The organism is Cyanobacterium sp. IPPAS B-1200 (genome assembly GCF_001747005.2).
GTDB lineage: Bacteria > Cyanobacteriota > Cyanobacteriia > Cyanobacteriales > Cyanobacteriaceae > Cyanobacterium.
Map to the genome: position 1 here is coordinate 186,734 of NZ_CP182899.1, position 13,538 is coordinate 200,271.

A 13,538-nucleotide genomic window follows, 5' to 3' on the forward strand; every position below is an offset into this window, starting at 1 on the left:
AGGATGTGATAATACGGACTATCATAAATTACTTGAATAAAGTTTTTGAAATGCTATTTTATCAATGGCCTTATTGCTGTATTTGTGATAAACCTAAGTAAGTAGGCATAATTAAATCGATTTAGGCAAGGGGTTTAAACCCCTTGTTTATAAGAGTCTTAACAGCCTAAAATACTATCTCTGATTCTTTCTGGGAGTGTGTCACCGTAGTAGAATTATCCCTATAACAAAGATCTTAATTCTGTTATAAGCTATAAAGGTATAAGAAAATCATAAGGTATTAAACTATGAGCAACATACAAGATCAAATTCAAGAAGAATTAAAACAGGCTAGGGAAGTATGTAGCACTGAAGGTGCAACCTCTGGTGACTGTGCCGCTGCTTGGGATGCAGTAGAGGAGTTACAAGCTGAGGCTTCCCACCAACAACAGGGAGAAAAAAAGAAAAATTCTTTAGAGCAATATTGTGAAGATAACCCTGATGCGGCTGAGTGTCGTATCTATGACGACTAATCGGTCAATTTATTGTTTAATAAAAGCTAGGGGTGGGGTTATCCCACCTCTTTTTGTGGTGAATATTAAAATTTTTTATTATGGAAGATACCTTATTAAGGGCTTTGGTTTGGACTAATTACAAGTTATTTTTAGTTTTCTGTTTATTTTTTCCTCTTTGTCTTTCTATTTGGGGCTTATTCTCTAATATTGCTTCGATTCAAAGGTTATTGTTGATTTTTTGGCGGGTTGCTAGTTTATTGGCGATCGCCATTTATTTATTTATTCCTGTATGGCAACTGGGTTATTTAGCTTGGTTTGTGGGTCATATTTTGATTGTAATTAGTCTTTGGTTTTGGGTGGATATTAATGACGAAATTCGAGATTTACCTAAAAGTCCTTTGCGTTTACTGCTCACTTCATGGCGCTGGGCAACTTCTATTTATGGTATCCTAGGCGCAATCGCCTTTGCACCTTTTTTACGATGTACTTTTTCCGAAGATGCGGCGGTGGAGAAGGTTTGCCGTGCATGGTTAGAAGCGCCATGGCATTATAAAAGTTGGTTTCATCCCAATGCTACCACAGGATTTCTTGGCTTTTTGGGAATATCTGGTTTGATTATTTACACCATTTACTTACTTTACTTCCTCGCTTTTCGTTTAATTAAACAAGGTAGAATTGCCATTGAGCAATAAAAACAATGGATAATGAATAATTTACTCTTGAACATTGAAGAATATACCAAGGAAAACCCCCATTTTGTGATCATAATCAGAGCCGAAGAAAATGGAGAAAACCTTGAAATTATGACCTTTAGGGGTTTTTCTAGTTGTCTGACAGGAGCCACAGAATATGACCCAGATTTGCCTGTGTTATCATCCTCTGGGTTAATTTCATCTATTGATCTACTCCAAGCCCCTTACAACCCCATAAGTCCCCAATATATTGAACAAAATTTGACCCCTGCACAATTTGAAGCAAACTTTTTGTCCTAAAAATTGACCATGACAGAAACTATTACCCCTATCAATGATTTAATCAAAGCTGTAGAAAAGGCGGATTCGGCCTCCTCATTATTTTTAGCGGTTAGTAACTTGGCTAAAGTGCGATCGCCCCGAGCCATTCCCACTCTAATTGAGGTCCTAGGATTCAATAACCCAGGGGCAGCCGTCGCAGCCACAGAAGGATTAATCGCCCTAGGGGAAACCGCCATAACCTCCCTTCTCGAAAACGTTGACGATTACAACTATGGGGCAAGGGCATGGGCTATCAGAGTATTTGCAGGCATTGGCGATCCTCGTGGGCTAGACTTGTTACTAAAAGCCGCCAGTAGTGACTTTTCCCTCAGTGTTAGAAGAGCGGCCACCAAAGGCCTAGGGAGTATCACATGGGACAAAATGACCTCCGAAAACTTATCCCAAGCCCAACAAAGAGTATTAGATACCCTCCTCATTACTGCCCAAGATGGTGAATGGGTAGTACGTTATGCTACCGTGGTTTCCCTAACTAATCTTTATGTTGCCATGGATAATCAAGGGATGAAGAATACCATCCGACAAACCTTAATCAATCTTCAGGATGATGAAGAAATAGCCATCAAAACCCGCTCAAAATTAGCCCGAAAAACCGTCGCAGAAAAATAATAAAAAAACCCCTCACCACAGGGAGAGGGGCTAATAACTAAAAGTAAATAAGATTAATTTTTGATTGATTAAACAACAGGAGCAAACCTAACCACTGCATCATTAAAGTCGAAATCACTTACTCCTAAATTACCTGGCAAATCTTCAAATCCAAAGATATTATTACCCAAACTACGGATGTGAGCAGAATTATCAGGATTAGCACCTAGATAACTAAAGTAAGCGACAATATCAGTGTCAAAGTTTTCCAGAGTTGCACCCACATTTGAAGGATTAAGCTCTAGAAAAGCCTTCATACCATCTCGAATACTACCCTCATCAGGAATTAAATTACCCGCATTGGTAATGATGAAAGGAGCATAAATTCTTCCCCCTTGTAGTAAAGCATCACCAAAGGCATCAGCGTTGGTATTTTTATTGGGATCTCCATTAGCTCCTAATTCAAGATTAAAGTTATTAACCGCATTAGAAACAGCAGTAAAGGCATAACCTTCATCACCTGGGTTTAATAGGTCGTTGGTAGAGCCGTTATTGTTAGAATCGAAGGTATCAATAATAGCACCATTGACGTTCTGTACTTGATATAGCCCAATGATGTTGTGGAAACTAGCCTCTGTACGATTTAAGATATTATCCTCTACTCTGACAGTGACATTTTGAGGGTTTTGAGATAGATTAATGACAATACCTTCTCCGTTGCCAACTTCTTGCACGGTAAAACTAACGTTATCATCGATATTATTACCCCCTTGGTTGTTATTACCCCCTCCGCCTCCGCCAGAGCCAGAGTTATTTATCAAGGAATCGTTACGGAAATTGAGGTTTTGGATACGAGTATCTTCTTCAATGGGAGTGTCAGCTTGATTAAAGGCTCGATCTGCATCGGGATGAAATTCTGCTAAATATTCTGCTAATGCATCTTGCTCACGGCCAATCGGTAAGTCAGAATTACTAGGTAAATTATCCACCGTCAAACTATCTAGGGTGACAACATTTTCAAAATAGAAAGCAGGATAGCCGTCACCTCCAGTGGCTAAGAAATCCAAAATTGCCATTTTATAGGTACTATTGGGATCAACTACTAATTCACCATTAATAACGATCGCCTCTTGAGTACCATCTTCACGGTTTAAGACGAGGTTTCGGATTCTTTCCCCTGCTACTGCTACCCCAGTGGCATTTCCACTGCCATCACGGGTAAATTCGATTGCTGTATTATCAGGGTCAAAACTAAAGCTAAAACCGCCAATTTGTCCGAATTGTCCTGGGGTTGCACCTTCTGCCCATTGTGCCACAAAATGCTCTGCTAAATCTTTGATACCTTGGGCTGAAATATCAGCAACGGAGAGTTTATTATCAAAACGTAAGGAATTTTCAATATCTAATACCGAAATATCTCCTTCTTCTTTACCCACGGCAGGATTAGCTTGGGGAGGCAATTGTACTAACTCGTTTGTGCCACCTTCAATAAAGGATAAGCCAATTTGATCTCGGATACCGCCACCATTTTTCACGGAAATATCGATGTCAAAGCCATATTGTTCGGCATACCAAAGGTTAGCATCGGCGGTTAAGTTACCGAGGTTGGTTTCTTCTGCTCTGACACTGCTACGCAATCCGTTAAGATAAACCTCTGTATTACCAAAAATAGTGCCATCTTTGCCATTAATGAAGTTACCTACGTTATCGACAACTGCTACTAAGTCTTGATTGGCAAAATCTCTTACTTGCTCAAAAGTAGTAATATCTTCTTCATAGAGACGATCAACCCCTGCAATATCCGTGGCGAAAGTACCGCTATCATCGCCAATTTCAATAATTTGACCTTCAGAATCAAAATCGATGATTAATTGCCCTAAATAACGATAATTCCCCCCTGTATTGACTAAGTAAACGTCATTACCTTCAGCATCTTGGAATACTTGGGGATAAGGTTGTAATAATTCGGGAGCTACTTGAGTTTCATCTTGACGCAAAATATCGTCATCATTGGCCATGACACGATTAGAACCACCGCCCATGATAATATCAACGTCGGTGAGTTTAGTGGCCAACGCCTGTTCAATCTCAAACTGTTGTAAGTGAGTCATCAAGACTATTTTATTGATGCCTTGATTTACTAATTCATCCACAAAGGGTTGAATATTATCAGCTAAAAGTTGAGCATTAACTTCAATATCTCGACTGGTGGGATTAGTTAACATGGTGATGCCACCGATACCGGCAATTTGAGGAAGATAAGGCACGACCGCACCAATAACCCCCACTTCTTCACCATTAACATCAATTACCACACTTTCACTTAGACTATTGGGTTGAGGTGCTTGACCAGATTCTACTACTAAATCTTTCAAATCAGAGCTATCGGTGGAATAGTCTAGGTTGGTAGCTAAGTAGGGGAACAATGCTCCCTCATAACCCGTTTCAGGATCAATACCGACTCCATCAATGAAAAAGTCAGGGGCGATCGCATTATAGAAAGCACCAGGTCCTGCGTCAAATTCGTGATTACCGACGGCGGCAGCATCCCAACCTAAGGCGTTTTGAATGAGAATGTCTGCAATGCCCTGTTGTCCATAAAGCTCACCACTAGCATTAAAAAAAGGTCCTGCGATGAATAAATCCCCTGAGGTGAGTTTCAGGGTATTATCATAACCTGCATCTAAGGCATTCATTACCGCAGAAAAACCGATGGCATCTTGTAAGGCTGGAATACCAGCTTCTTGATCCGAAGCATGAAGGATTTGTAAAGTGAAGGGTTTTGGTTCTATTTCATAAACGCTAGTGGAGCCACTCACTTCGCTGGAAACCACTAATAAAGGAACACCATTGGGGCTATCATCGGCACTGATAAAAACTAAACCCTCTGGTCCTAAATCCCCTGCTGCTGGATTGGAAGAACCATCTTCCAATTGAGCATCCACGGTAAAATCACGGTTGTTGATATATTGAACAAACTGAGCATCAGTGGGATCACTAATATCATATACCATAATACCGCCTACCCTTTCTAGGCCAATGAAGGCATAGGGGGTGCCGTTTATTTCTCCAATTGTTACTCCTTCAGGTTCTGGTCCTTTGTCGTCGGAACGAGCATCAAAGGAATCATTATCATCGTTGTTACTGTTGAAGTATTCGGGGATTTGTTGGGCAACGATATTTTCAAATTCACTACCGCTATCAAAGACTAAGTTACCGTTTTCGTCCCAGATGGAAAAAGAACGTGCACCGTAAGCATATATTTCTTCATAAATCCCATCACCATCAGCATCCCCTAGGGTAGTGGTAATGTTTAAACGTCCTAATTGACTATTTTCTTGTAACTGTGCAGCGTTAGGGAAGACTGTGGGATCAAGGTTTAAGTCTCCTACCCTTGCTTCTTCACTAAAGTTATCATAATCTCTGGCATCCCCTTCGTTGGCGGTGACAATGTAGTTCATGCCGTCAACGGTGTAAGAGGCGATCGCATCTGGTTGGAACATTCCTTTCACAGGCCAGTTACGAATATTGATGACATCATCACGGTTACTAGCATCTAGCTCATTACCAACTAAACTATGATCTTTAAATCCAAGGGGAATGATATTGGTGACGGTACTAGAAGCAATATCCACCACCGCTAAAGCGTTGTTTTCCTGTAAGGCTACATAAGCGGTGCCAGAATCCGCAGAAACGGTAATATATTCAGGTTCTAAATCTTGAGAAACTGTGGCATTGGGTCCAAAAATTCTCACTCCCTGATCGATTAATTGATCTTTTTGATCATCAAAAGCATTGAAATCAGCAGTGGTAACGGTGGCGTTAGCTATCCCATTACTGATGTCAATGATACTGATTGAACCCTCTGGATCGATAGACGCTTCTGTATTGTAGTCATTGGGTTCTCCCTCATTGGCTACTAATATTTTAGTTCCATCGGGGGTAAAAGTGACCATGTCAGGTAATGCTCCAACCCCAAAACTGGCGATAGGATTAATAGCGGAACTAAAATCACTGTCAGAATTAAATAAAATTATACTGCCAGGATCAGTTTTAACATTGGCTTCAAGGGCGATCGCAACGATACCATTTTTTATGGTGACACTGTTAATCACACCACCTAGAGAGCTTCCCACAATTTCCCCTACTTTGGTAGGCTGTGTGGGATCGCTTAAATCCAAAACATCCACCGAAGCCGATTGAGCATTTACCACAAACAACCTTTGGGTTGTAGGATCATAAGCAGGAATTTCCGCCGCACTTTCATCAAAAATACCCGTATTATAGGTACTGATGCGATTAAGATTTATAGTCATCGTAATTTCATAGATTAATTGTAGTCTCGAAATACTGGCTCAGTATTATCTGTACCGTCTAACAAAGTACCGTGACAGGTTTAACGACTAATTAACTTTTAAATAAGAAATGATTAAGAAAAGAGACTTATTGATAATAACAATCGGTAATTGATGATAAAACTTTAATCACCCTATCCCTCATTCCCTCAAATAACCCATTGTGTGATGACAGATTTTAGTTAATAATTGGTTGAGTCACCATTGCAAAAGTAAATCCATGTTAACGATCGCACTTCCTAAAGGCGCATTACTAAAAGACAGTATCGAACTATGTCAAAAGGCAGGGCTTGATTTCAGCCTATTTCTATCATCTAGTAACCGTCAACTGCAAATTGAAGATCCCACGGGAGCAGCCAAAGCCTTATTAGTCAGGGCGCAAGATGTACCCGTATATGTAGAATATGGTCAAGCCCATCTTGGTATTGCAGGTTATGATGTCCTGAAGGAAAAGAAAGCCAACATTGCTCATCTAGCGGATTTAGGATTTGGCTATTGTCGGATGTCTGTCGCTGTGCCCAAAGATAGCCCCTATCGCAAATCTGTTGATTTACCAGCCCATGGCATTGTCGCCTCAAAGTTCGTTAACTGTGCAAAAGAGCATTTTAGAGCCTTGGATTTACCTGTGGAAATTGTACCTTTATATGGCTCGGTAGAATTAGGCCCCATTACGGGGATGTCAGAGGCGATCGTAGATTTAGTTTCTACGGGCAAAACTTTACGGGAAAATGGATTGATAGAAATTGACGTATTATTTGAAAGTAGTGCTTATCTGGTGGCCAATCCCCTTCTCTATCGTCTCAATCGTGATAATATTGGTGATTTTGTCGAACAAATGACCGTAAATAATTGATAATTGATAGTTGATAATGGATAATTCAACTTGATTTATAAAAGTATTATTACCATTGCCTATTCCCCGCCTCTACTAGAAATCATATCTAAAATCAGCAACGTTAATTCCTAATATCCCATGAAAAACCTATCCTTAAAAGAAAAAATAGGACAATTAATAGTTGTGCGCACCACAGGCTATTTATTTGATCATCAAATTCGCTATCCTGCATGGGAAGCCAACCAGCAACAATTGCAGACATGGTTATGGGAATATAACATTGGTGGGGTAATTCTTTTGGGGGGAAGTTGTGCAGAAATTGCTCAACGCACTAAGCAGTTAAATCAGTGGGCAAAAACTCCTTTATTGGTAGCTGCAGACATCGAGGAAGGGGTGGGGCAAAGGTTTACGGGGGCTTCTTGGTTTCCCCCTCCCATGGCATTGGCACAAATTGCTCAGGATGATTTGGAGTTAGCCAAAAAATATGCGGAGGAAATGGGTAAAATTACCGCCAAAGAAGCTCTTTGTATGGGGGTAAATTGGATTCTTGCCCCTGTGGTGGATGTGAATAATAACCCTGATAATCCTGTGATTAATGTTCGGGCTTTTGGGGATAATCCAGAGGTGGTGAAGGAGTTAAGTTCGGCTTTTATTCGGGGTACTCAATCATATCCTATCCTCAATGGGGCGAAACATTTTCCCGGTCATGGGGATACTTCCACCGATTCCCATTTGGATTTACCCGTTATCAGTCATTCTCAGGCACGGTTACAAGACATAGAGTTAGTACCTTTTCAAGGGGCGATCGCCCTTAACGTTGATGCTATTATGACAGCACATTTGTTAGTTAGTGCCTATGATAATCAAAATCCTGCTACTCTTTCTCACCGTATCTTAACGGAGGAATTAAGACATAATATGGGCTTTGAGGGTTTAATTGTCACCGATGCCCTCATCATGGGAGGGGTGGCGAAATATGCACCCCCTGAAAAAATTGCCGTCAAAGCGCTACAAGCAGGGGCCGATATTTTATTAATGCCAGAAAATCCTCTAGTAGCCATTCACTCTATTATTGAGGCGGTGGAAAAGGGAGAAATCAGCGAGAGTCGTATTGATGAAAGTTTACAAAGGGTATCCAAAGCCAAGGAAAAGTTATTTAAGTCTCAACAGTCCTTTTCTTTCGCTGAAATTAGCAGTAATGAGTCTCAACAGGTCATAAATAAAATTTTATTCAAAAGTAATCAAATAAGTGCTTTAAATCCTATCAAAAAGGTCGGTGAAGGCATAAATTTAGTAGTGGTGGATGACCTCTTAAACTGTGATTTCTTGGATCGGCAAACTCCCTCTATCACCATTCCTGACAGCTTCGGTTATCATGCCCAAGTATTTGACCAACGGAATCTCTATATGTGGGAGAATCAGCCCATATCAAAGCCTTTTATCCTCCAAGTTTTCGTCCGTGGTAATCCTTTTCGTGGTACTGCGGGGCTAAGTGCGATCGCCCTTAAAACCTATGAACAAATCCTCAAAAATCCACACCTACAGGGAATAATGGTTTATGGTAGCCCCTACGTCCTAGATTGGTTCAAAAATCAGATTCCAACACGCATACCATGGGGGTTTTCCTATGGACAAATGGCGATCGCACAACAAACCATTTGTAACGGAATATTTCAAATATCAGCAAACCTTGACATCACCAAAGGAAACTTTCTGTAACATAAATTACAAAAAACCCATATCTACAAAGACATCCATAGAAAATCTTAAGATAATGTAATAAATTATACAGAAGGACTTTATTTCTGATTTTCATAAGTTAGACTATAGTGAAGAGTAGATAAAATCAATCAACGAGGAAAAAGCAGATGAAAACCCTAGAAAAAACTGCAACCAGATATTCCATCGACATGATCAAAGACGAAGTAAGACAGCTAGTAGAAAAAGGTACTGTCAGTCGTCATCAGCCCATTTATATCCTTTGTCAATACATTCCTGCCAGAGAGTGGGTGTGTGTAGAATGTGAACTTGAGAAATGTGATTATTTATTGAGAGACCAAATCGGTGATTTAGTTTCCTCAGAACAATGGGACAATGACTAAAATTAGTTAGTTTTATTTAGCTCTTAATTTACTCATTGATAAACTTTATAAGTTTTTTTATAAACTACTGAGATCAGAATAATCTTGCCAAGACATTTGCTAAAACCCGAAGTTAAGGCGATATTTTTGTCGGTAATTCAAGTCAAAATGGTTTAAAATAACTAAGTAAAATTTTGATATATAAAGAATCATTTTGGCTCATCCAATTAACCTTTTACTTTTGTTCCAAAGCATATATCTGTAAAGACAAGCGATATTAAATTTTAAAGTTATTGTAGATAATTATTAAAACTTAAACATAATTGATAACAACCATAATTGAGGAAAACAAATTTAGCGTAATAAATTAGTTGTTTTTCCAAAAAAAGTAATTAATAAAAGTTTTGTAATTGACACAAATAAGAATTAATTTTTAAATAAAAAAGAAACTTGCACATATCATTTTGATGTCCAAAAAGCTCAAAAACAACCCTTCATTTTTTGTCTTTTGATCATCTTCAACTATCTAAATATCTATTTTTTAAGCAAAACCGCCCCTCAATTGCCATATCTCGACAATATTGTCATTGAATAGAAACAAACTAAAAGAACAATAAACAACGATAGGCATTAAAATATGTGAGACTAATATAAATTAGAGAGTTAAGGCGGTAAAGATATATGCCACGTCGTGAAGATATAAACAAAATTCTTATTTTAGGTTCTGGACCCATTGTAATTGGACAAGCCTGTGAGTTCGACTATTCAGGAACTCAAGCCTGTAAAGCCCTAAGAGAGGAAGGTTACGAGGTTGTGTTGGTCAATTCTAACCCTGCAACCATTATGACTGATCCTGATACGGCTGAACGCACTTATATTGAACCTATTACCCCAGAAATTGTTGAAAAAGTAATCGCTAAAGAGCGCCCCGATGCTTTACTGCCCACCATGGGGGGGCAAACTGCTCTTAACACTGCGGTTTCTTTGGCAGAATCAGGAGTTTTAAATAAATACGGTGTGGAATTGATTGGGGCAAAGCTACCTGCTATTAAAATGGCAGAAGATAGAGAATTATTCAAAGATGCCATGGCAAGGATAGGAGTGCCTGTATGTCCTTCGGGTATTGCCAGTAATTGGGAAGAAGCCAAGGCGGTGGCAGAAGAAATTGGCTCTTATCCTTTGATTATTCGTCCTGCTTTTACCATGGGGGGTACTGGGGGTGGTATTGCCTACAACCAAGAGGAATTTGAGGAGATGGCGAAGTTTGGTATTGATGCTTCTCCTATGTCCCAGATTTTGATTGAAAAATCCTTGATTGGTTGGAAGGAATATGAGTTAGAAGTGATGCGGGATATGGCGGATAATGTGGTCATTGTTTGTTCCATTGAAAATCTTGATCCTATGGGGGTACACACAGGGGATTCTATTACCGTTGCCCCTGCCCAGACTTTGACAGATAAGGAATATCAGCGTTTAAGAGACTATTCCAAGGCTATTATCAGAGAGATTGGGGTAGAAACGGGAGGCTCTAATATTCAATTTTCTACTAATCCTCTTAATGGGGAGGTGATTGTTATTGAGATGAATCCTCGGGTTTCTCGCTCTTCTGCTTTGGCTTCTAAGGCGACGGGTTTCCCCATTGCGAAGTTTGCGGCCAAGTTGGCGGTGGGTTATTCTTTGGATGAGATTTCTAATGATATTACCAAGAAAACCCCTGCTTCTTTTGAGCCTACTATCGATTATGTGGTTACGAAAATTCCCCGTTTTGCTTTTGAAAAATTCCCTGGCTCATCTTCTACTCTTACTACTCAGATGAAGTCTGTGGGGGAAGCTATGGCTATCGGGCGTACTTTTAATGAGTCTTTCCAAAAGGCGTTGAGATCCCTTGAAACTGGTCGTTTTGGCTTTGGGTGCGATCGCCATGAAACTTTACCTACTCTATCTCAGATTAGTTCTCAATTACGTACTCCTAAACCTGAACGCATTTTCAGCGTTTATCATGCCCTTAAATTGGGGATGAGTGTGGAAGAAATTTACGGATTAAGTGCGATCGATCCTTGGTTTTTGGATAAAATGCAAGAGATTGTGGAGATCGAGAAGTTTATGAAGCGTACTCCCCTTAAACAAATGACGAAGGAGGAGATGCTAGAAATTAAAAAACAAGGTTTTAGCGATCATCAAATCGGCTTTGCCACTAAAACCACCGAAGACGAAGTCAGGGCTTATCGTAAATCATTAGGAGTATTACCTGTTTACAAATTGGTAGATACTTGCGCCGCGGAATTTGAAGCCTTTACCCCTTACTATTACTCCACCTACGAATCAGGGGAAAGCGAAAACAACGTCACCGAAAATAAAAAGGTAATGATTTTGGGAGGTGGTCCCAACCGTATCGGACAGGGGATAGAATTTGACTACTGTTGCTGTCATGCTTCCTTCTCCCTCCAAGATGCAGGTTTTGAGACTATTATGGTAAACTCTAACCCTGAAACCGTTTCTACCGACTACGATACGAGCGATCGCCTTTACTTTGAGCCCCTAACCAAAGAAGACGTTTTAAACATCATCGAATCGGAAAATCCTGATGGGGTAATCATCCAATTTGGCGGACAAACCCCCCTCAAATTAGCCATGCCCCTGAAAAATTATCTTGCAGACGCTAATTGCCCTGTTAAAACCAAAATTTGGGGTACTTCTCCCGACTCCATCGACACCGCCGAAGACAGGGAAAAATTTGAAGCCATCCTCGATGACTTAGGCATCAAACAACCCCCCAACGGTATTGCTCGAAGTTTTGAAGAAGCCCTTATCATTGCCGAAAAAATAACCTATCCAGTGGTGGTACGTCCTTCCTACGTTCTTGGGGGTCGTGGTATGCGTGTAGTTTATAATGTGACTGAACTAGAACAGTACATGAAATATGCCGTACACATTGAACCTGAACATCCCATTTTAATTGATAAATTCCTGCAAAACGCCATCGAAGTAGATGTGGATGCCATTTGTGATCATACAGGGCAAGTGGTCATCGGCGGTATTATGGAACATATAGAAGAAGCAGGGGTACACTCTGGGGATTCTGCCTGTTCTATTCCTTATACTACCCTGAGCGATGAAATTGTCCATGTTCTCCGAGATTGGACAGCAAAATTAGCTCAATCATTAAAAGTAGTGGGCTTGATGAATATTCAGTACGCAGTGCAGGGAGAAACTGCATTTATCCTCGAAGCCAATCCCCGTGCTTCCCGTACCGTGCCTTACGTCTCCAAAGCCACAGGAAGACCATTGGCAAAAGTTGCATCCTTGGTAATGTCTGGGAAAACCTTGAAAGAGTTGAACGCCACCGAAGAAATTATCCCTCGCCATGTAGCTGTAAAAGAGGCGGTATTACCCTTTAACAAATTTGTGGGAGCAGATACCCTCTTGGGGCCTGAAATGCGAAGCACAGGGGAGGTAATGGGCATAGATAGCGATTTTGGTAAGGCTTTTGCTAAGGCTGAAATCGGTGCAGGGGTTACTATTCACACCTCTGGTACGGTATTTATTTCCATGAGTGACAGGGATAAAGAGGCGATCGTACCTGTAGCCAAGGATTTAGTGGCTTTAGGGTTCAAACTTGTAGCCACCTCTGGTACTCGTAAAGCTCTCATGGACAATGGGGTGGAAGATGTTGAATTGGTTTTAAAACTCCATGAAGGTCGTCCCCACGTCATTGATTGTATCAAAAACAATCAGATTCAATTTATTATCAATACCCCCAGTGCTGAGGAAGAGTCTTTGTATGATGGGCGCAAAATTCGCCGTTCGGCCCTAGATTATAGGTTGCCTATTATCACTACCATTGCAGGGGCAAGGGCTACAGTAGAAGCGATTCGCTCTTTACAGTCTGAACCTTTACAGGTTAAAGCGCTCCAAGATTATTTCGTTTAATTTTTTAGGTGGGTACATTGCCCACCTTTTTTTGATCAAATTTTGTAAGAATAAAGCAAACAACGCTTTTGTTGTTTATCGAAAATTATTTCATTTTGATTTCGTACTTTTTTACAAAATAAATATATTGCTGATGAAAAAGATAAGATTACTTCTAAACTTGACTATTATTCTCGCTGTTGCAATTGTTGCTAATATTGCTTTTTCATTTAATAACCCAAGTT

At 40.2% G+C, this 13,538-nt stretch carries 9 protein-coding genes; 8 read left to right on the forward strand and 1 reads right to left on the reverse strand.

Annotated elements, in window-relative coordinates:
• Positions 1-287: 287 nt before the first annotated feature.
• The 4 genes from A5482_RS00830 to A5482_RS00845 all read left to right on the forward strand — a co-directional run bounded on the left by A5482_RS00830 (position 288) and on the right by A5482_RS00845 (position 2,134).
• Positions 288-512 (forward strand): Calvin cycle protein CP12, encoded by a 225-nt coding sequence (locus tag A5482_RS00830; protein WP_069789970.1) that lies wholly within the window; start codon positions 288-290, stop codon positions 510-512.
• Positions 513-592: 80 nt separating this feature from the next.
• On the forward strand, positions 593-1,186 hold the full coding sequence (locus A5482_RS00835; RefSeq protein ID WP_069789969.1) for a DUF3177 family protein: 594 nt from the start codon (positions 593-595) through the stop codon (positions 1,184-1,186).
• Positions 1,187-1,198: 12 nt separating this feature from the next.
• Entirely contained in the window at positions 1,199-1,486 is a 288-nt protein-coding gene (locus A5482_RS00840; protein WP_069789968.1) for a DUF7734 family protein, read from the forward strand.
• A gap of 9 nt (positions 1,487-1,495) precedes the next feature.
• A complete protein-coding gene (locus A5482_RS00845) occupies positions 1,496-2,134 on the forward strand; it encodes a HEAT repeat domain-containing protein (RefSeq protein WP_141712656.1) in 639 nt (212 codons plus the stop codon).
• 68 nt (positions 2,135-2,202) lie between these two features.
• Here the strand turns inward: A5482_RS00845 and A5482_RS00850 are convergent, their stop codons facing one another.
• Positions 2,203-6,429, reverse strand: coding sequence for a choice-of-anchor I family protein (locus A5482_RS00850; protein WP_069789967.1), 4,227 nt, complete (start codon positions 6,427-6,429; stop codon positions 2,203-2,205).
• A gap of 259 nt (positions 6,430-6,688) precedes the next feature.
• Here A5482_RS00850 and hisG point away from each other — a divergent pair, with 259 nt between their 5' ends.
• The 4 genes from hisG (at position 6,689) to carB (ending at position 13,314) form a co-directional block, all read left to right on the forward strand.
• Positions 6,689-7,321 (forward strand): ATP phosphoribosyltransferase, encoded by a 633-nt coding sequence (gene hisG, locus A5482_RS00855; protein ID WP_069789966.1) that lies wholly within the window; start codon positions 6,689-6,691, stop codon positions 7,319-7,321.
• A 120-nt stretch (positions 7,322-7,441) separates the two neighbouring features.
• Positions 7,442-9,022 carry a glycoside hydrolase family 3 protein gene (locus A5482_RS00860; protein ID WP_069789965.1) on the forward strand — a complete coding sequence of 527 codons (1,581 nt, stop codon included), beginning with the start codon at positions 7,442-7,444 and terminating at the stop codon, positions 9,020-9,022.
• 149 nt (positions 9,023-9,171) lie between these two features.
• Complete coding sequence (locus A5482_RS00865; RefSeq protein WP_069789964.1) at positions 9,172-9,405, forward strand: DUF4327 family protein; 234 nt, start codon at positions 9,172-9,174, stop codon at positions 9,403-9,405.
• Between the two features lie 660 nt (positions 9,406-10,065).
• Complete coding sequence (gene carB, locus A5482_RS00870; protein WP_069789963.1) at positions 10,066-13,314, forward strand: carbamoyl-phosphate synthase large subunit; 3,249 nt, start codon at positions 10,066-10,068, stop codon at positions 13,312-13,314.
• Positions 13,315-13,538 lie beyond the last annotated feature (224 nt).

Bases quoted from the DNA above. Each gene is read 5' to 3' on its own strand.
- A5482_RS00845 (WP_141712656.1), top strand. From the start codon at position 1,496: ATGACAGAAACTATTACCCCTATCAATGATTTAATCAAAGCTGTAGAA.
- A5482_RS00835 (WP_069789969.1), top strand. From the start codon at position 593: ATGGAAGATACCTTATTAAGGGCTTTGGTTTGGACTAATTACAAGTTA.
- A5482_RS00840 (WP_069789968.1), top strand. From the start codon at position 1,199: ATGAATAATTTACTCTTGAACATTGAAGAATATACCAAGGAAAACCCC.
- A5482_RS00865 (WP_069789964.1), top strand. From the start codon at position 9,172: ATGAAAACCCTAGAAAAAACTGCAACCAGATATTCCATCGACATGATC.
- hisG (WP_069789966.1), top strand. From the start codon at position 6,689: ATGTTAACGATCGCACTTCCTAAAGGCGCATTACTAAAAGACAGTATC.
- A5482_RS00850 (WP_069789967.1), bottom strand. From the start codon at position 6,429: ATGACTATAAATCTTAATCGCATCAGTACCTATAATACGGGTATTTTT.
- carB (WP_069789963.1), top strand. From the start codon at position 10,066: ATGCCACGTCGTGAAGATATAAACAAAATTCTTATTTTAGGTTCTGGA.
- A5482_RS00860 (WP_069789965.1), top strand. From the start codon at position 7,442: ATGAAAAACCTATCCTTAAAAGAAAAAATAGGACAATTAATAGTTGTG.
- A5482_RS00830 (WP_069789970.1), top strand. From the start codon at position 288: ATGAGCAACATACAAGATCAAATTCAAGAAGAATTAAAACAGGCTAGG.